The organism is Mesorhizobium sp. M0587, from assembly GCF_040320945.1.
GTDB lineage: Bacteria > Pseudomonadota > Alphaproteobacteria > Rhizobiales > Rhizobiaceae > Mesorhizobium.
In genome coordinates this window covers 135,395-154,307 of sequence record NZ_JAMYQP010000001.1, presented here as the reverse complement: position 1 = coordinate 154,307, position 18,913 = coordinate 135,395, and the positions used below count along the sequence as shown (strand labels likewise).

Annotated in this window: 18 protein-coding genes; 4 read left to right on the top strand and 14 right to left on the bottom strand. The window is 62.7% G+C overall.

Translation table 11 applies throughout. The features are described 5' to 3' along the window. The first annotated feature begins 2 nt into the window (after window positions 1-2). Window positions 3-1,121: a DmpA family aminopeptidase gene (locus NKI49_RS00760; RefSeq protein WP_352598227.1), complete on the top strand. Its 1,119-nt coding sequence runs from the start codon at window positions 3-5 to the stop codon at window positions 1,119-1,121. Window positions 1,122-1,184: 63 nt separating this feature from the next. Here the strand turns inward: NKI49_RS00760 and NKI49_RS00755 are convergent, their stop codons facing one another. From NKI49_RS00755 to NKI49_RS00720, 8 genes are all read right to left on the bottom strand, one after another. Then, complete coding sequence (locus tag NKI49_RS00755; RefSeq protein WP_352598228.1) at window positions 1,185-1,436, bottom strand: hypothetical protein; 252 nt, start codon at window positions 1,434-1,436, stop codon at window positions 1,185-1,187. A 406-nt stretch (window positions 1,437-1,842) separates the two neighbouring features. Next, window positions 1,843-2,532 carry an SDR family NAD(P)-dependent oxidoreductase gene (locus tag NKI49_RS00750; RefSeq protein WP_352598229.1) on the bottom strand — a complete coding sequence of 230 codons (690 nt, stop codon included), beginning with the start codon at window positions 2,530-2,532 and terminating at the stop codon, window positions 1,843-1,845. A gap of 304 nt (window positions 2,533-2,836) precedes the next feature. Beyond that, on the bottom strand, window positions 2,837-3,856 hold the full coding sequence (locus NKI49_RS00745) for an isopenicillin N synthase family dioxygenase (RefSeq protein ID WP_352598230.1): 1,020 nt from the start codon (window positions 3,854-3,856) through the stop codon (window positions 2,837-2,839). A gap of 242 nt (window positions 3,857-4,098) precedes the next feature. After that, window positions 4,099-4,995, bottom strand: coding sequence for a dihydrodipicolinate synthase family protein (locus NKI49_RS00740; RefSeq protein ID WP_352598231.1), 897 nt, complete (start codon window positions 4,993-4,995; stop codon window positions 4,099-4,101). Between the two features lie 28 nt (window positions 4,996-5,023). Next, a complete protein-coding gene (locus tag NKI49_RS00735) occupies window positions 5,024-7,099 on the bottom strand; it encodes a dipeptide ABC transporter ATP-binding protein (RefSeq protein WP_352598232.1) in 2,076 nt (691 codons plus the stop codon). Then, complete coding sequence (opp4C, locus tag NKI49_RS00730; protein ID WP_352598233.1) at window positions 7,096-8,004, bottom strand: oligopeptide ABC transporter permease; 909 nt, start codon at window positions 8,002-8,004, stop codon at window positions 7,096-7,098. The genes NKI49_RS00735 and opp4C overlap by 4 nt, the downstream gene beginning before the upstream one ends. After that, a complete protein-coding gene (locus tag NKI49_RS00725) occupies window positions 7,997-8,953 on the bottom strand; it encodes an ABC transporter permease (RefSeq protein WP_352598234.1) in 957 nt (318 codons plus the stop codon). Before NKI49_RS00725 ends, opp4C begins: the two co-directional genes overlap by 8 nt. Window positions 8,954-9,048: 95 nt before the next feature. Beyond that, window positions 9,049-10,650 carry an ABC transporter substrate-binding protein gene (locus tag NKI49_RS00720; protein ID WP_352598235.1) on the bottom strand — a complete coding sequence of 534 codons (1,602 nt, stop codon included), beginning with the start codon at window positions 10,648-10,650 and terminating at the stop codon, window positions 9,049-9,051. A gap of 202 nt (window positions 10,651-10,852) precedes the next feature. Here NKI49_RS00720 and nanR point away from each other — a divergent pair, with 202 nt between their 5' ends. Continuing rightward, a complete protein-coding gene (gene nanR / locus NKI49_RS00715) occupies window positions 10,853-11,563 on the top strand; it encodes a transcriptional regulator NanR (protein WP_352695501.1) in 711 nt (236 codons plus the stop codon). On the opposite strand, the gene NKI49_RS00710 is transcribed toward nanR, so the two are convergent. Together NKI49_RS00710 and uxuA are read right to left on the bottom strand one after the other, a co-directional pair. Further along, a complete protein-coding gene (locus NKI49_RS00710; RefSeq protein WP_352598236.1) occupies window positions 11,529-12,362 on the bottom strand; it encodes an SMP-30/gluconolactonase/LRE family protein in 834 nt (277 codons plus the stop codon). The genes nanR and NKI49_RS00710 overlap by 35 nt on opposite strands. A gap of 43 nt (window positions 12,363-12,405) precedes the next feature. Further along, window positions 12,406-13,590 (bottom strand): mannonate dehydratase, encoded by a 1,185-nt coding sequence (gene uxuA, locus NKI49_RS00705; RefSeq protein ID WP_352598237.1) that lies wholly within the window; start codon window positions 13,588-13,590, stop codon window positions 12,406-12,408. Between the two features lie 191 nt (window positions 13,591-13,781). Between uxuA and NKI49_RS00700 the strand changes: the two genes are divergently transcribed. After that, complete coding sequence (locus NKI49_RS00700) at window positions 13,782-14,513, top strand: FadR/GntR family transcriptional regulator (RefSeq protein ID WP_352598238.1); 732 nt, start codon at window positions 13,782-13,784, stop codon at window positions 14,511-14,513. Between the two features lie 13 nt (window positions 14,514-14,526). Beyond that, window positions 14,527-15,312 (top strand): SDR family NAD(P)-dependent oxidoreductase, encoded by a 786-nt coding sequence (locus tag NKI49_RS00695; RefSeq protein ID WP_352598239.1) that lies wholly within the window; start codon window positions 14,527-14,529, stop codon window positions 15,310-15,312. A 322-nt stretch (window positions 15,313-15,634) separates the two neighbouring features. Here the strand turns inward: NKI49_RS00695 and fghA are convergent, their stop codons facing one another. The 4 genes from fghA to NKI49_RS00675 all read right to left on the bottom strand — a co-directional run bounded on the left by fghA (window position 15,635) and on the right by NKI49_RS00675 (window position 18,773). Then, window positions 15,635-16,486, bottom strand: a complete 852-nt coding sequence (fghA, locus tag NKI49_RS00690; protein ID WP_502899444.1) for an S-formylglutathione hydrolase — start codon at window positions 16,484-16,486, stop codon at window positions 15,635-15,637. Window positions 16,487-16,796: 310 nt separating this feature from the next. Then, the gene (locus NKI49_RS00685) at window positions 16,797-17,306 is read right to left on the bottom strand and encodes a ferritin-like domain-containing protein (RefSeq protein WP_352598241.1); all 510 of its coding nucleotides are present in this window, start codon (window positions 17,304-17,306) and stop codon (window positions 16,797-16,799) included. 246 nt (window positions 17,307-17,552) lie between these two features. Next, complete coding sequence (locus NKI49_RS00680; RefSeq protein WP_352598243.1) at window positions 17,553-18,077, bottom strand: YciE/YciF ferroxidase family protein; 525 nt, start codon at window positions 18,075-18,077, stop codon at window positions 17,553-17,555. Window positions 18,078-18,470: 393 nt separating this feature from the next. Further along, on the bottom strand, window positions 18,471-18,773 hold the full coding sequence (locus tag NKI49_RS00675) for a DUF982 domain-containing protein (RefSeq protein ID WP_352598244.1): 303 nt from the start codon (window positions 18,771-18,773) through the stop codon (window positions 18,471-18,473). Window positions 18,774-18,913 lie beyond the last annotated feature (140 nt).

The window sequence follows — 18,913 nt, the reverse complement described above, 5'->3', positions numbered from 1 at the left end:
CTATGACCGACAGTCCGCATCATCTGGCCACGCCTGCGGGCAAGCCGCGCGCGCGAAGCTTTGGCATCGGTTTCGACGGAGCCCCTGGGCCGTTCAACGCGATCACCGACGTACCCGGCGTCGCCGTCGGTTATGCGACGCTGATTTCCGGCGACGGCGCGCTCGTCGTCGGCAAGGGACCGGTGCGAACCGGCGTGACCGCGATCCTGCCCAGGCCGCGCGCCGACCTTGCCACGCCTGTCTTTGCCGGCATTTTCAGCCAGAACGGCAATGGCGAGTTGACCGGCTCCCACATCATCGAGGAAACCGGCGCCTTCAACTTCCCGGTCACCATCACCAACACGCATTCCTGCGGTGTTTCACGCGACGGCACGCTACGCTGGATGCAGCGCGTGCTTCCAGCCGCGCTCGACAGCGCTTGGGGCCTGCCGGTGGCGGCGGAGACCTTTGACGGGTTCCTCAACGATATCAACGGCCACCATGTGACATCAGGGCATGTCGCCGACGCCCTTGACGGCGCCACCGGTGGACCGATCGAGGAAGGCAGCGTCGGCGGCGGCACCGGCATGATCACCTTCGGGTTCAAGGCCGGCTCCGGCACCGCGTCGCGCATCGTCGAATGGCAGGGGCGCGCCTACATCGTCGGCGCCTTCGTGCAGTCTAATTTCGGCAAGCGGCGCAATTTCACACTTCGCGGCCTGCGTGCGGGGCCAGAACTCATCGAGCCAGCCATCCGTGAAGGCACGCCGCGGGCGGAGAAAGGATCGATTATCGCCGTGATCGCCACCGATGCACCATTCCTGCCGCACCAGATGAAGCGGCTGGCTCGCCGGGTGCCACTTGGCGTCGCAATGACCGGCGGCTTCGGCTATCATAGCTCAGGCGATATTTTTCTCGCCTTCTCTACAGCCAATCCTGCCGCCGCACTTGCACCGTCCGGCCGGATCGCCAATGCAGATTTCATCCCCGACACCGACATCGACCCGTTTTTCGATGCCGTGATCCAGGCGGTAGAGGAATCGATCCTCAACGCATTGGTGGCGAACGATGACATGACCGGGCGCGACGGCAATTTCGTGCCTGCGCTGCCAAAGGCATGGCTGAAAGAGCAGTTTGGTTGAGAGCAATTGAGACGAGGACGCGAGCCGAACAGCCCGCGTCTCACAAAAGGTCGCCTCGTTAAATCATTCCGCGGCTTTGCGGGGGGCCTGCTGGTGCTCGTCGGCCTCGGCGGCTTCCTCGAGCCGGGACGCAATGAGTTCCTGGATGTCGCCGACTTCTTCCTGGATGTCCTCCAGCGGTATGCCGACCTCCGCCGCCTTGGCGGCGCATTCCTTGGCCAATGTCTCGGCCTGCTTCTCGATCCTGGGGTGGGATTGGCAATGGACCTTTTCGCCGATCCATCCCCGCAAGAACTCGATCGCGTGTTCACTCATACTGCTGTTCCCTTGCGGCAAAGCCGGTTGGTAATCATAAACGTCGGCATCCCGAGAAGGATGCATGCTCCCATTCCAGCCGAGTCGCGACCGCACGGCAAGCCGATGCTGTCCAAGGTCCACAGAGCCGAAGGAAATCGAAGGGTCAAGAGCATTTTCTGATTTGGAGGGGTCGGTACCGTTGGCTGAGGTCAACTCAGCTTGTGCCATTGTTTCTATTTGTTTTATCCGGTTTCCGAGCCGATTTTACGTCACAATAGATCGTACAACGCGCAGTGCTTGGGGAGGCGCAACCGTCCAGGCGCGCGGGTCGAAGCCGCCGCTATATAGTGATATCCATATGCGATGTCGACTCTCCTCGATCGTACGCGCAGATGCGGAAAGTCGCACCCCGGCGCCGAGCCTGTCAGAAGCTCTCAACCCAGGGCCTGAGCTCCATTTCCCAGGTCCAGGCACTGCGGTGCTGGCGATGGATGCCGAGATAGGCCTCAGCGATCGCATCCGGCGACAACCGACGGTCCTGCGGCTCGGAAGCCTGTTCGGACGCGGCCGGGGCTATGGCGCCATCGACAATGAAATGCGCAACGTGGATGTTCTTGGGAGCCAGTTCGCGGGCCATCGACTGCGCCAGTCCGCGCAGCCCAAATTTCGGCATCGCAAAGCCGGCAGAGCCGGCAAACCCCTTCACGCTTGCCGTCGCTCCGGTGAAGAAGATCGATCCCGAGCCCTGGGCGAGAAATCGCCGGGCTGCCTGCTGGCCGACCAGGAAGCCGCCATAGGCCCCGACCAGCAGCGCCTGCCGGACAGCTTCGGGGTCGAGCTCAGCTATCGGTCCGCGGGCACGGCCGCTGGCGTTGAAGATCACGAGCGAGAGCTGGCCTGCCTTGTCTGCGACCTCAAACAGATGCTCCACCGACGCAATGTCGCAGACATCCGTTGCCACTGCCTGCGCGCCAGTCTGCGCCAGCAAGGCGTCGAGCTTTTGGATATCGCGGGCAGCCAGAACGACGCGAAAACCCTGGCCGGCAAGGAGGCGCGCAAGCGAGGCGCTCAATCCGGAGCCCGCCCCTGCGATGACGGCGACGTTCGATGTCATGGTGCCTCTCCTTCTTTGCACCGATTTGCAGCCGGTGCCTGGATCGAATGACGTGCTGGAATTTGCCGGATCGGCGCGGCCCAGGCAATGCGCCGGGCGGAACAGAAAAAAATGGCCGGGCAGAAAACGGCCCGGCCAAAAAGAAGGTCATAACCTTCAGAGGGGAACACCGTCCTGCGGAATGGGAGGAGACCGCCGAACGGATTTTTCCCTTTTGGACCGATTTTCGCCGAAAAGCGACGAATGGTTTTTCAAAATAAGTTGAAAGCGCAAAAATCCTGTTCTTCGCGCCCCCAATGAAAGCTCAGCTCGCCCGGGCTTCCGGCTCCAGCAGGTCGGCGTAATGACGGCGCGCGACGTCGGGATGCGAACGCAGCCGGCTTTTCAGAACATTGGTTCCGACATCGCGAAAGAGCGGATTGTCCGGATCGCTGGCCGGCCCGCGGGCCTGCTTCGCAAGGTCCTCGGGAAGATCAAGCAACGGTATCGTCGCATCGAGTTTGGCGCTGAAGAAGAACGGCACCGAAATGCGTTCGACACCGGCAGGCGGTGTCACCACGCGATGCACCGTCGCGCGCAGATAGCCATTCGAGGCCAGCTCAAGCAATTCGCCGATGTTGACCACGAGCGTTCCGGGGATGGGGTCTACGTCCACCCAGCTTCCATCATAGTCGACTTGCAGTCCCTTATTGTCATCCTGGAGCAGCAGCGTGAGAAAGCCGCCATCCTTGTGCGGGCCGACCCCCTGGTCGCCGCCGGTTGCTTCGCGGCCGGGGTAACGCACGATCTTCATGCGGTGGTTGGGCGAGTCGCGATAGATCGGGTCGAAGGCGTCTTCATCCTGGTCCAGCGACAGCGCGAATGCCTTGAGCAGGCGGATGGCCACGGCTGTCGCCTTGGCCTGCCATGCCAGGAGCGCCGGGCGGAGTTCCGGCAGTGCCGCGGGCCACTGGTTCGGGCCTTGCAGTCGCGTCCAGGCGGGAATTCCAGGCCCCTGCGCTATGGGCTGGCGCTCGACGCCGATGTCGAGCTGTTCGCGCCAGTCCGCCATGCCTTTGGTCAATTCGCCGCCAGCGCGCGTGTAGCCACGAAATTGCGAGGACTTGACCATTTCGATGGCGAGCTTGTCCTGTTCCGGCAAGGCAAAGAAGCGCCGTGACGCGGTGAGCACCTCGCTGATCTCGGCCCAGGAGATGCCGTGCCCAGCCAGGTAGAAAAAACCGATGTCGCGCGAGGCGGAGCGCAAATCCACCAGAAACGTGCGGCGCTCCGAGGCGCCTTGTTCAAAACGGCTGAGATCGAGCACGGGCACTATTCTGGGCATATCAGGCTCCTTCCCTTGGCTAGCGAATACGGCATGAAGCCTCCACCCGAAGCCAGGTTTGTTGGACATGCAGGCACTTACACGGCCGAGGCCGCATCGGTGCGCGCAGTCTCATCGACTTCGGATTGCCGAGGAAGGAACGATCAGCCTTTCAATGCTGGCCGCGACGAATAATTTTTCCATTCGCGCGGGCGGCGGTTAGCTTTAGTCACCCAAAGCTGACGCTTTCCCAATGCCGCAGTTCATGCCAGCCACTCCTTGATCGCCGGGCGGGCAAGAACCGTCCGCATCCGGTCTTCGGCGTCGGCAACGACAAGCGCCATCGGCGCCCGGGTCGGCCCGCAATCGACGCCGATGACGCGGAAGGCCGCCTTCATGCCCGGCAGCACGCCGGTATCCAGCAAGACCTCGACGAAATCCTGCGATATCATCTGCAGCGTTTTCGCCCGTGGCAGATCGCCGGCACGGATTGCCTGGTCGATTGCCACATACAGTCTGCCGAGCAGATTGTAGGTGGTGCCGATGCCGCCTTCGGTGCCGAGCATGCCGGCGGCGGCATAAATCTCGTCGAAGCCGTAGTAGAACAGTTTTTGCGGCTGCCGCTTGCGCAGCAGCGAATATTTGAACAGGTCGGTGGAGGTGAATTTGATGCCGACGACATTGCCTAGGTCGAGCAGCCGGACCAGCAGGTCGAGCGGCAATGGCCGACCGGTGCGCAAGGGTATCTCGTAGACGATCAGCGGCAAATCCGTCGCCGACGCCAGAGCCTGATAATAGCCAAAAACCTCCTCGTCCGAGAACGGGTAGGAGTGCGGCGGCAGCGCCGATAGCGCGTGGTAGCCGAGCTTTTGCGCCTGCCGGGCCAGACGGATGGAATCGCGCAGGTTCGGCATGCCGACATGGGCGATCAGCGTGGTGCCAGAGCTTGCCGCGTTGGCGAAGACCACCTCCTGCTGGGCCGCCAGTTCGTCCACCGTCAGCAGGCCGGATTCGCCGCTGCTGCCGCCGACATAGAGGCCGGCCAGACCTTGGCGCAGGACGTATTCGATGATGTTGCGCTGGCGCTGCGGATCGAACTCGCCTGCATCGCTCAGTCCGGTCATCAAGGCGGCATACATGCCCGCCAATTGCTTGGTCATTCAGGGATCCTCAGTCTTTCCAGAGATTTCATTGTGTGGCTTCGCCGGCATGGTGGCAGGCGACGAGATGCTGGCCGGCGACATCAGAGCCAAAATCGCGGACCTGCGGGTCCACCTTGGTGCAGATATCCGTTGCAAGAGGGCAGCGTGGATGAAAATGGCAACCCGGCGGCGGCTTCGACGGGTCGGGCACGGCGCCGCCGAGCACGATGCGCCGGCGCGTTCCACCGGCCTTCGGATCGGGCACCGGGATCGCCGAAAGCAGCGCGCGCGTATAGGGATGCAGCGGACTGCCGAACACCGCCTTGGTGGTACCGATCTCGACGATCCGGCCGAGATACATCACCGCGACGCGATCGCTGAGATAGCGGATCATCGACAAATCATGGCCAACAAACAGATAGGTCAGCCCAAGGCGCGCCTTGAGGTCGTCGAGCAGGTTGACGATCTGCGCCTGGATGGAAACATCGAGCGCCGAGATCGGCTCGTCGGCAATGATGAATTTCGGATTGGCCGCCAGCGCCCGGGCAATGCCGACGCGCTGGCGCTGGCCGCCGGAGAGCTCGAACGGGTAGCGGTCGCGCAGCGCCTCCCGCAAGCCGACCAGCGCCAGCAACTCGCGTACGCGAGCGTCGCGCGAGGCGCGCGTGCCGATCTTCTGGGCGCGCAGCCCCTCGCCGATGATGCGCCCGACGGTCATGCGCGGATTGAGCGAACCGAACGGGTTCTGGAATACCATCTGCATGTCGCGGCGGCGTTGCTTGAGCTGTTCGCCCGTCGCAGTCGCATAGTCCCTGCCCTCGAACAGGATGCTTCCGGCGCTCGGGCGCTCCAGGCCGAGCACAGCGCGGCCGGTCGTCGACTTGCCGCAGCCGCTTTCGCCGACCAGCGCCAGCGTCTCGCCGCGCAACACTTCGAAACTCACCCCGTCGACGGCATGCACGGCGCCGACCTGCCGCCTGAGCACGCCACGCCGGATCGGGAAATACACCTTGAGATCAGCGACTACGAGCAGCGGTTCCTGGTGCGACTTAGCCATGGCCGATTTGTCCGCAGCCATCGCTGCCTTGCGTGGCAATCGCTCCACCTCCCGCCAGCGCCAGCAGGCTGTCGTGTGGCCATCCGCAACCGCCTCCAGCGGCGGCTTTTGCTCGCGGCAGCGCGCCTCGGCATAATCGCAGCGCGGCGCGAAGGCACAGAAGGTAGGGGCCAGAGTGACATTGGGCGGCGCGCCCTTGATCGGCACCAGCCTGGTGTTGGCCGCCGTCAGCGACGGAATCGAGTTCAACAGGCCGATCGTGTACGGATGCTTCGTTGTCGAAAACAGCTCGTCGACCGCCGCGCTTTCCACGATCGAGCCGGCATACATCACCGCGACGCGATCGACGAAGCCGGCGACGAGACTGAGATCATGGCTGATCCAGATGATCGCCATGCCGAGCTGTTTCTGCAGGCGCACGACCAGTTCGACGATTTGCGCCTGGATGGTGACGTCGAGCGCCGTCGTCGGCTCGTCGGCGATCAGGATCGACGGCTTGCAGACCAGCGCCATGGCGATGCCGATGCGCTGCAATTGACCGCCGGAGAACTGGTGCGGGAAGGCGCGCATGCGCTTCGGTGCATTGGCGATACCGACCAGACCCAGCATGTCGAGCGCCTGGCGCTGGGCCTCGGCCTCGCTCAAGTCCTGGTGTTCGCGCAGCGCCTCGGTCAGCTGCAGGCCGATGGTCAGCACCGGATTCAGCGACGACATCGGATCCTGGAAGATCATGGCGATGTCGCGGCCGCGGATCCGGCGCAACTCGCTGTCGGGCATGGCCAGGAGATCACGGCCGCGAAACAGCGCGCGGCCCGCGGTGACCCGGCCGGGCGGCTTGCGGATCAGGCCCATCAGCGTCTGCACGGTGACCGACTTGCCAGAGCCGCTCTCGCCGACGATCGCCAGCGACTCGCCTTCGGTAAGCTCGAAAGAGACGTCGTTGACCGCATAGACGGAATTGCCGCTCGGCCCGAATTCGACGCTCAGCCCCTGCACGGATAGCACCGGGGCCTGCCCCGGCAATTCGGCAGGCCGATCATGGGCGAGCGTGTCCGGCCGCATCATTTTGCGCCCCCGCCCATAATGTGCTGCGGGTCGAGCGCGTCGCGCAGGCCGTCGCCGACAAAGTTGATGCTGAGTACGGCCATCGCGATCATCGCGCCGGGCGGGATCCACATCCAGGGCTGGCTCTCCAGGATCGACAGCGTGCGCGCATTGCGCAGCATGTTGCCCCAGCTCGCGGCCGGCGCCTGCGCGCCCAAGCCGAGGAAGGACAGCGATGCCTCGAGCAGGATGACGGTCGCGACGTCCAGCGTGATCGCCACCAGTATCGGGCTCAGCACATTTGGCAGGATGTGCTCGAAGATGATGACGGAGGGCGAGGTGCCAAGCGAGCGCGCGGCGAGGACGAATTCCTGATTGCGCAACGCCAGGATTTCGCCCCGCGTCAGCCGGGCGATGGACGGCCAGCTGAGCAGCCCGATGACCACCATCGTGTTGAAGATGCTCGGACCGACGACAGCGACGAAGGCGATGATGATGACCAGGCGCGGAAAGGTCAGCACCATGTCGATCAGGCCCATCAGCAAGAGGTCGACCTTGCCACCAAAGTAGCCGGCGACGCAGCCGACGAAGATACCTATTGCCGCAGAGATCGCCACGGCGACAAAGCCGACCGTCAGCGAGATGCGGCCGCCATAGAGGATGCGGGCAAAGATATCGCGACCGGTGCCATCGGTGCCCAGCCAATGGACGCCGCCGGGCGGCTGGTTGCGGCCCCTGAGGTCGATGTCGTTTGGCCCGTAATGGGCGATCAGCGGCGCCAGCACGCAGGCCAGCACGATGATGGCAAGCATGACCAGGCCGAGCGTCGCCAGGCGGTGCTGCAGGAAGCGGCGCGCCGCTTCGCCCCACAAGCCGCGCGAGACGCCGGAGGCAATGGTCACATCGGCTGCGGTGGCGTCAGTCATAGCTCACCCGCGGGTCGAGCACGCTGTAGGCAAGATCGGTCGCTAGGTTCGCCAGCATGACGATGATGGCGGTGATCAGCACATAGCCCATGATGACCGGACTATCCCGGTTCACCACGGAATCGATGAACATCAGGCCGATGCCTGGCCACTGGAAGATCGTCTCGATCACCACCGAGCCGCCGAACAGCGTCGGCAAGGCAAGGCCGAAGACGGTGACCAGCGGGATCAACGCGTTGCGCAAGCCGTGGCGTAGCGTGATCGTGCTGGGACGCAGGCCCTTGGCCTTGGCGGTGCGCATATAACTCTGGTTCAGCACTTCCAGCATGCCGGCGCGGGCGTAACGCATGAAGATCGCGGCACGGAACAGCGCAAGGGCTGCCGCCGGCAGGATCAGATGCCTGAGATTGTCGAGCAGCGAGAAGCTGTCGCCGGCCGTCGAAATGCCCGAGGACGGCAGCCAGCGCAGCTCAAGCGCAAACACATAGACGAGCAGTAGCCCCATGAAGAAATCGGGGATTGAGACGCCGACAAAGCCGGCGAGCGTCAGCGAATAGTCGGTGAACTTGTATTGCCTGAGCGCCGAGACCACCCCGAGCGTGGCGCCGATGACGAAGGCCACGAGCAGCGCCACGCCCATCAGCTCCAGCGTCATCGGCAGGCGCTCGCCGATGATCTCGCCGACACCGCGGCCGTTGACGAAGGAGCGGCCGAGATTGCCGTGCAGGATCTGGCCGATCCAGTTGAGGTACTGGATATAGAGCGGCTGGTCGAGGCCGAGCTCGCCGCGCCGCATCGCGATCAGTTCATCGCTCGACGGCGCCTCGGCCGTGATCATCGCCAGTACGGCATCGCCCGGCATGGCGTGCGCGATGGCGAAGACGATCACGGTGACACCGAACAGCACGGGAATGCTGAGCAGCAGCTTGCGCAAGAGGTAGCTGAGCACCGGCCTCTCCTATGGCTGAAGGCGGCTCTTGAGGCGCCTGATCATGAGGCTCCGGCAGAACCCCATGATCGGCAAGCGATGACGTTCCACAGGGGCTATTTCGCCACTTCCCACTTCTCGACTTCGTTGTAGACCGGGTGATTGAAGATCACGAGCGGCTGCTCCTTGAAGTGTTGCGCCAGGCCGACGATGCGATTGTTGAAGGCGAGTGGGCGCACCTCGTTCCACAGCCAGGCCTTGGGCAGGTCTTGGTTGAGGATGCGCGAGGCTTCCTGATAGCTCGCGGCGCGCACGGCGCGGTCGTTCGATTCCAGCCCCTTGTTGAAGAGTTCGTCGACCTTGGGATTGCAATACCCCATGGCGAGAGGCTTGGCGCCGCAAACGACCAGCGGCGAGCCGAGCGAGGGATCAAGCCCCACGCCATTGGCGAAGAAGCCCATCTGGAAGCTGCCGTCGGCATAGACCTGGTTGATCGCCGCCGGATCGAGCAGCCGCGGCTGAATGTTGACGCCGACTGCGGCCAGATAGCTCTGAATGGCGGTTACGGTGTCGACGTTCATCTGGTCGGAATAGTAGTAGATGAAGTCGACCGGCTGGCCGGCGTCCCAGCCGGCGTCGGCGAGCAACTGCTTGGCCTTGTCGGGATTGTAGTCATACTGTTCGAGGTCCTTGGCGCGCGCCCAGTCCTGCGGGAACAGCGTGTTCAACAGTTCGCCGGCGCCTTGCTTGACCGTCTCGATGATCGCCTTGCGATCGATGGCATAGAGCATCGCCTGGCGCACGCGCACGTCGGCGAAGCGCTTGTTCTCCAGGTTGAACTGCAGATAGGTCGGCAGGCCGGCCGAGAATTTCGGCAGCACCGTCAGATAATCGAGCTTCTGCAAGCGGGCGAGCTCGGAGATCGGCACGCCGCCGCCCTCATAGGACATGGCGTCGACTTCCTGCGTCTCCAGGGCGGCTATGATCGGCGGCACATCCTTGTAGATCTGGTAGATGATACGATCGAGCTTCGGCGCGCCGAGGAAATAGTCAGGGTTGCGGTCGACCTCGACATACTGATCGCTCTCATATTTCTTCCAGATGAACGGGCCGGTGCCGACGCGGTTGACCCAGAAGGCATTGCCCTTGATATCGCCGGGCGCGACCTTGCCCAGGATGTGTTCGGGAAAGATGCTGATCGCGATCAGCTGCAGCTCGACCCAGAGCGGCTTTGCGCTGTCGAGCTCGATCTGGACGGTGGTGTCGTCAAGCGCCTTCACCCCGGCAAGCGCGCTGGCCGAACCGTCCTGGAGCGCCTTGTATCCGGCCACGGCCGAAAGCTTCTGCGACCACGGCGAGCCGACCTTCGGATTGGCGTAGAGGTTGAGGCTGAACACCACGTCCTTGGCGGTAAAGGGTTGGCCGTCGTGCCATTTGACGCCGTGGCGCAGGTTGAAGACGTAGGTCTTGCCGCCGTCCGGCGTCTTCCAGCTTTCGGCCAGCATCGGTTGCACGCCGTCGCCCGTCCACTTGATGTGGACAAGCCCTTGCAGAACCGTCTCGTCGAGCCGATGACCGCAGGTGGTGTGCAGCGTGCCCATCTCGATACAGCCGGTGCGCATGGCGGAACGGAACGTGCCGCCTCCTTCGGCCTTGGCGGCCACGACGGCAAACATCAACGCCAGCGCCGGCACAAGGCTCATCAACAGTCGTCTCATGGAATTCTCCTCCCGTTGTTTTCATCGGCCGAAATCGGGGCGTGCCCTGCTCCCGCGCCAGGCCTCGCCTGTCGCGCCGGCCACCGCACTATCAGCCCGCGGTGGCCTCCTCCAACCCTTCGGTCCCGCAAGTCCTCACTTGCGGCGACTGGTCTAATAGCTTAAAAGGTAGACCATGCACAATATGCCAATTCGAAAAAAATTGTCCAACGAAGTCCGCCTCCGCCTGGAGGAGATGATCCGGGACGAAGTCTATCCGGTCGGCGCTTCGCTGCCGTCCGAGCGCGACCTGATGTCGATGTTCGATGTCGGCCGTCCCTCGGTGCGCGAGGCGCTGTTTGCGCTGGAGAAGATGGGACTGGTGCGCATCAACAGCGGCGAGCGACCCAAAGTCACCCGGCCCACGCCGCGCAACATGCTGGAGCAGCTGACCGGCACGGCACATCTGTTGATGGACCAGCCCGACGGCATTGGCCATTTCGAGCAGTTGCGGCTGTTTCTGGAAGTCTCTATTGCGCGCCATGCCGCCGAGATGGCGAGTCGTCAGCAGGTCGACGCGCTTGCCGCCGCGCTTGCCGAAAACGAACGCGCCATTCCCCGCGCCCGCGCATTCGCCGTCACCGACGTCGCCTTTCATCGCGTGCTGACCGCGATCCCCGGCAATCCGATCTTCCTCGCCGCGCACGAAGCGCTGGTGGAATGGCTGATCAACCAGCGCATCCACATGGCCAATACCGAGGTCGAGAACCGCAGGAGCTTCGCCGGCCACAAAAGCGTGTTCGAAGCCATCGAACGGCACGATCCCGAAGCGGCCGGCAAGGCGATGCGCGAGCATCTGGAAAACGTCCGACGCAAGTTCAACCCGGGTCCAGCGAATGTCACACCAACAATTTCGCCAGATCGATCTCGGTGATGTGCCAGCGGCCAAGATTTGCGGTGTAGAGTTTGTCGCCCTTGAAGGCGATGTTGGTGGGGTGCGCCAGCGTGGTCGCCGCCGGATCCTCGATCAGCACTTCGAGACCTCGATCCTGTCGCCAGCGATAGATCCGGCTCGGCTCGTAGCATGAGATGAAGAGCGAGCCGTCCGGCGCGAAGGCAACGCCATCCGGGACATTGCGCACGCCTTCGACGACGACCTGCCGTGACCCAGCCGCACCGTCGCCGAGGATCGGTATATAGCTGATGCAGGCCGCGTCGCTCTCCACGACATAGAGGCCGTTGCCATCCGGCGCCATCGCCATCCCATTGGCAAACGACATGGCCTCCCGGGACCACGGGCTGCCCTCGCCGGTCCGGAGGTCGTAGCGGAAAATGCCCGAGCGATTGTCTTCGCCGACGCTGTCCGACACGTAGAGCCAGCCTCTCGCCTCGTCGACGATCGGATAGTTCGGTACGCGGATGCCGGACGAAGCGAAGCGCTCCATATGGGCTGTCGCGGCATCCCAGCGAAAGATCGCGGCATGCCTGAGATCGCAGGCAAAACAGTTGTCCACGCTGTCCAAAGCGATGCCAAGCAGAAACCCATCGGTGCCGCCCATACGTTCGACCGAGCCGCCATCGGCGGCCAGCCGCAGAAGATCGCCGGTTTCGGTGCCGCACCAGATCGAACCATCGCGGTGGACAGCCACGCCCTCCGGATGCGCGACGCGCGGGCTGGTGAAGATGCCGTCGAAGAAGACGCGCGGCGGACATGTCGAGCAGCGGCTTTTCACCTGAACAAGTAGTTTTTACATACGCAACAGCCTGGTGATTTCCTCAAGCCAGCCCGAACCGCTCCACGGCGCGCATGATGCCGCGCAGTTCGGCGAGGCCTTTCAGCCGGCCGATCAGCGAGTATCCGGGATTGATCCTGGTCTTGCCGATGTCGTCGGCGAGCAGGTGACCGTGGTCGGGCCGCATCGGAATGCGCCAGTCGGCACGGCCTTCCCGGCGGCGGCGTGCCTCCTCCTGCATCAGAGCGAGGATGACGTGCGCCATGTCCGTCCCGCCTTCGAGATGCTCGGCTTCATAGAACGAGCCGTCATCCTCGATGGTGATGTTGCGCAGATGGACGAAATGGATGCGGTCGGCGAATTCCTTGACCATGCCGACGATATCGTTGTCGGCGCGCGTGCCGTAGGAGCCGGTGCAGAACGTCAGGCCGTTGGCAGGGCTGTCGACGGCGTTGAGGATGAAACGCGCATCCTCGGCGGTCGAAACGATGCGCGGCAGGCCGTAGAGCGAGAAGGGCGGATCGTCGGGATGGATGCACATGCGCACCCCTTCCTGGTCGGCCACCGGAATGATCTCGCGCAGAAACCAGGCAAGGTTGTCGCGCAACTCCTTCGGCCCGATCGCATCGTACTCCGCCAAGGCCTCGCGAAAACTGTCCCTGTTATAGCTGCGCTCGGTCGCCGGCAGGCCGGCGATGAGGTTGCGCTCGATCCTGTCGATCTTCTCGTCGCTCAACTCCCTGAGCCGCGCTTCGGCCTCGGCGATACGGGCGGCGCTGTAGCCGGCCTCGGCATTCCTGCGCTTCAGCACGAACAGGTCGTAAGCCGCGAAATCGATCGCGTCAAAACGCAAGGCATAGCCTGTCGTCGGCAGCCGGTAGGCCAGATCCGTGCGGGTCCAGTCGACGACAGGCATGAAATTGTAGCAGATCGTCGCGATACCGGCCTTGGCTAGCGCACGGATCGTGTCCTTGTACCAGCCGACATAGCGGAGCCTTTCCGCCGAGCCGATCTTGATCGAGTTGTGGACGGGAATACTCTCGACCACCGACCAGGTCAGCCCCGCCGCCTCGATGATGCGTTTGCGCTCCAGAATGCTCTCGATCGGCCAGGCGCGCCCGTCATAAATGTCATGCAACGCCGAGACCACGCCCGTCGCACCTGCCTGCCTGACATGATCGAGCGTCACCGGGTCGTCCGGTCCATACCAGCGCCAGCACTGTTCCATTGCGACTTTCCTTCTGCGAGAGAACGGCAACTTATTGTTGGACCACAATGAGAGTCAAACTAAAATTCCGAGTTCTTTTGCGCGGGACGAGGCTCTGAATTTCAGCGCTAGGACCCCAAAATCCGATCGAAGCGATTGTTTCCGGCAAATGCTGCGTTATTGTGGTCCAACAATTACAGGAAGGTTCGCTCTTGGGAAACTCTAAGGCCTTGCGCGAGAACGCCGCCGGGAGGCGCGCCGGCAGGTCTGCGGTCGACACGACGGCCGGGCGAATTCTTGATCTGATCCGCGCGCGACAATTGAATGTCGGCGACGTGCTGCCGACCGAACGTGAGCTGAGCGAGATCACCGGCGCCAGCCGCAACACCGTGCGCGAGGCGTTGCGGACCATCCGCACCTACGGCCTTATCCAACCCAAACCCCGGGTCGGCGCCGTTTTAGCCGACGGGCAAAGCGTCGCCATCCAGAATTTTTTCGCCGCGCATATGGATATATCGCGCTCGTCCTTCGCCGATATCCAGGGCTACAGACGCATCATCGAAGTCGGCATCGGCGACCACATCGTGCTGCATGCCTCGAACGAACAGATCGAGGCACTCGACGGGATCAACGCCCGGATCGTCGCTAGCCAGTCGATCGAAGAGGCCGCCGAAAACGATTTCAATTTCCACATGGCGCTGATCCGGCTGTCGGACAATCGTATGCTGGCGGACATGTATTCCTTCCTTTCCCCTGTGATCCTGCGGATCATGACTATCGGAAAGGAACGGCGCCCGGTGCTGGCCGACACGCTGGCCGCGCATGGCGAGATCATCGCGGCGCTGCGCGCCCGCGACAGGCTGGCTTATGCGTATCTGGTGAGCCGTCATCTCGATTTCGCCCTGCGTTTCCTGCCGGAAGAACCGGCTTCCGATCGTGAGTGAAGGAGTTCCCGCAATGAAGGATTTCGACGGCAAGGTGGCCTTGGTGACGGGGACGACCGGAATTGGCCTGGCGACCGCCAGGCGCCTCGCGGCAGGCGGCGCGGCGATCATCGCCTGCGGTATCGACCGTGTCGCGAACGCGGCGATGAAGGCGGAACTGCAACGCTCGGGGGGCGGGGCATTGGTCATAGACGCGGACGTCTCCGTTCCGGATCAGGTGCGCGACGCGGTCGCCGCCGGTGTCGAGCGGTTCGGCGGTCTCGACGCCATCGTCAACTCGGCGGCGGTCCATCCCTACGGAACCGCAACCAGTACCGATTTCGACACCTGGAACAAGGCGATGGCGGTCAATGTCGGCTCGATCTACCTGACCGCGCATTTCGGCATCCCTGAAATGGCCAAGCGAGGCGGCGGCGCCATCGTCAACGTCGCTTCCGTGCAAGGCTTCGCCTGCCAGCAGAACGTCGCTGCCTATGCCACCACCAAGGGCGCCATCCACACGCTGACGCGTTCATTGGCGCTCGATTACGCGGCGGCCGGCATCCGGGTCAATTCGGTCAGCCCGGGCTCGATCCGCACGCCCATCTTGGAAAAGGCCGCGCGCGGCGACAATGGCAGCGACGCCGATGTCGAGGATGCCTATAGGCGCTTCGGCGCGGCCCATCCGCTTGGCCGTATCGGCGAGCCGGAAGAAGTGGCGGAGCTCATCGCGTTCCTGTGCTCGTCCAAAGCCGGGTTCTGTACCGGCGCGGACTACAAGATCGACGGCGGCCTGACCGCTGGCATCGGCGTGAAATAAGCGATGAAGATCGGTCTTGGGACGAAGCCTATGACGGTGTCATCATCCCCGACCATACGCCGGAAATGTCCTGCGACGCCCCCTGGCACGCCGGCAAGGCTTTTGCATTGGGCTATATGCGCGCCTTGGTCCAGAACGCCCCGACCTTGGGGCCTTCGCGTACCACCCGTTCCATGAACATCGTGGTATAACCCTCATCACAAGATCGGCGCGCCCCTATGCCGGCAACGCCGAAATGTATCATTTGTTCGAGAATGAGCTCTTCGTCGCGGTGGCCGGAGACGAGATGGATCCGCTGTGACGACCTGGCTCCGGCAAATGGCTATGCGCCGGATCTCGGAGCTGCCAGCCTTTGGGCATGCCATCTCAAATGATCGTCCATGAACGTCGAAATGAAGAAATACGAGTGGTCGTATCCTTCCTGCATGCGCAGTTCCAAGGGAATGCCGGCCTTGGCGCAGGCCGCTTCGAGAAGCCAGGGTCTCAGCCCATCATCAAGAAATCCGTCCGACGTACCTTGATCGATCAAGAATTCCGGGAACCGGTGGCCATCTTCGATGAGCAAGGTGGTATCGTAGTTCCGCCATGAAGCCGCGTCCGTGCCGAGATATTTCTCGAAGGCCGGCTTCGACCAGCCAGCGGTGCTTGGCTGCACGATCGGCGCAAAGGCCGAGCAGCTTTTGAAGCGCTCGGGATTTTTGAGCGCTATCGTCAGTGCGCCATGGCCGCCCATGGAGTGGCCAAAGATCGCCTGCCGCGTCATATCGACCGGAAATTCCTGCGCGATCAGAGCCGGCAGTTCCCCTGTGACGTATGAGTACATGCGATAGTTCTTCGCATAAGGCTCCCGCGTCGCGTCGAGGTAGAAGCCGGCGCCGCAACCAAACTGCCAATTGTCCTTCTCGTCGGGAATATCGGCGCCACGCGGACTGGTGTCGGGACAGACGACGATCAAGCCAAGTTCCGCGGCCATGCGCCGGTACTCGCCCTTGTCCATCACATTCGCATGGGTGCAGGTCAGGCCGGAAAGATACCACAGCACGGGGCAAGGCGTTTCCCGGGCCTGCGGCGGCACGAAAACGGCAAACGTCATTTCGCAGGCGCAGACACCCGAAGCGTGGGAATAGACGCCCTGGACGCCACCATGAGATTTGGCGGCGGAGATGATCCTCATCTTTCCCGGCATGTGTTCCTCTCACCAACCATCAATCGCGACCGGCGTATCTACGGCATTGAATGGGACCGCGGCAAGCTTGTGGATCGACCAGCGGCACCGGCATTCCACAATGCCTTTGCATGTGCGGCGAGTTTCGCGGAGCTATCGTTCAGTCGACGGGCGCTCCTCAGGACGACGTCCAGTCGTCGACAGCTGTTGTCTATGTCGTAGGAAAATCGGGCGAGAACTCCTCGACAATACGGTCGAGGCGCCCGAACACCTCGGTGCACGGCCCCTATGCTCGCGCTCCGTTGCCGAACGAGCCTGGTCAACGCTTGGCGCTCTCGCTGTCCGTATCGGCCCGCGCAAGGAACTGCTCGGCCGTGGCGGGGAGATGGTCCTTCAACCAGTCGGCCATCGCGACTTCTTCTCGAAGGTTTTCCTCACAGACCTGTGCGACCTCGGTTTCCCCTAGCGATCGGGCGGCGGCGATAAGGATGGTGTAGGACGCGATCTCCATGTGCTCGAACGTGTAGCTAGCGAGCGATCCCTTCATCACCTCGTCCCCGGCGAAGACGCCGCTCAGCGACTGCGCCATTGCCGTCAGCTTGCCGCCGGCATCCTTCAGCGTGGAGGACCCTTGCCCGATGCGGTCGAGACAGGTCTTGAGCCGAGCGGCCTGCTGCCTGGTTTCATCGAGGTGCTGCCGGATCCGCCCACTCAATTCCGGATAGCTCTCTATCCGCTTCAACTGCCCGTTCAGCATGGTCTCGGCCCGCTCCTCCATGGCGTGCGCATCCCTGAGCCATTGGACAAGCCATTCATGCGATTCCGACATTTCGTTTCTCCTTGATGATCAGATCGAACTTTCAAGAAGAGATATTGTTCCTCGTCGGCTCAGCCGAAGAACAAACATGCGAACTGGCCTCCGGATGCGAGGCGATGGCCGCTGCCATGACAGCTGAGAAGTCCCCAAAGAGCCCTGCTCCGATGCAGTAAGGCTCCAAACGCGCCGCCATCGACGGCACGTTTCCTCTGAGATTCAGGGCAGTTGGTTTTCTCGCTCGGCGTCAGCGGGCCGGGTCTATGCGGCTTGCTGCATTGCCCTTTCGTTCACGCCGGTCTCTCCGAGTTGCGTCAGCGCTTCGTCCGTCGCCTTTTCTTCCTCGAGCGTCTGCTCAAGCAGAGGAATCGCATCCTTCAGACCGAGGAGCCCGGCCCAGGTGACCAGTGTCCCGTAACGGGCGATCTCATAGTGCTCGACGGCTTGGGCAGCAGCGACGAGCCCAGCGTCCAACGCCGGCGCCTCTTCGAACTCCTCCAGTATCTCCTGGCCCTCCTCGATGATGCCGTCAATGGCGGGGCACGTCTTTCCCTGCGCCCGCTTACCGAAAATCTCGAAGACCTGCTGCAGCCGTTCGACCTGGTCTTCGGTCTCCTCGCGGTGCTTTTCAAATGCGGCGGTCAACTCCGACGATTCGGCCCCCTTCGCCATCTTCTTCAACGCAGTCAGGATCTTGCGTTCGGCGTAGTATATATCCTTCAGTCCGTCATAGAACAGGTCTTCGAGACCTTTGGCATTGCTTTGCGAACTCTTTTTCGTGGCCATCTTCATCTCCGACAATCGAGGAATGCGAATCGAGCGACACGCTCAGCTTTAACAATGCTGCTCGGGAGTTGTTCCTTCGCGTCGTCGAGAAAACTGTCGGTCAGGGCGCCGCGGCGATGGCGCACAATCCAGGGGCAGACATCGTGTCTCGTCACAATGGCATCCTGGCCGCCCCAGCAAAATTATCGATTTCGCTGGAACGTCTCGTCGAGATCGAAGTTTCTGCTTTTGCAGCAGTTTCCCCTCAACCGCTGCCGATCGGGAACCCTCCCGATCTGCCCGCGTCCTTCTGCAGGGACGCGGGCATTTGCATGGAAATCGTCAAACGTTCGGCCATTGGAACAAACTTGCCGCAGCGCGTTGGCCTGCCGATCCAATCGCCCGCAAGGACCTTCAAACTCGCCCGGCAGGCAGAGCGTTGCCGAGCGATGCCGGCACCGGACGTGGGTGGGTGGTCGGCAGCAGAATGTCGTTGCGGCGGCCAAAGGCGACCAGCGTTGTCCGCACGGTCTGCGGATCTATCTCGCCGGCGATGCCGGCCTTGCAGGCATTGAGCGCGACGGCGTGGGCGCCGTTGCGTCTGGCGGCGGGCCAATCCTGAAGCAAGGCGTAGGCTTGCATGACATTCTCGACTCTCACCGGAAAACCCATTCCCACCAGAAGGGTGACCGGTTCTTCAAACTGCCCGCGATCCATGGCTTGTGCCTCCTTTCGATTGTGCAGGACCTGCAACGGGCCGGGCACCTGAGAGCGCGGCCCGCCGCGGATAGGGCGAATGCGTCGGGATTACATGCATGGCGGACGCGACCGCCGGTCCAGTGATGCTGATTCCGGCC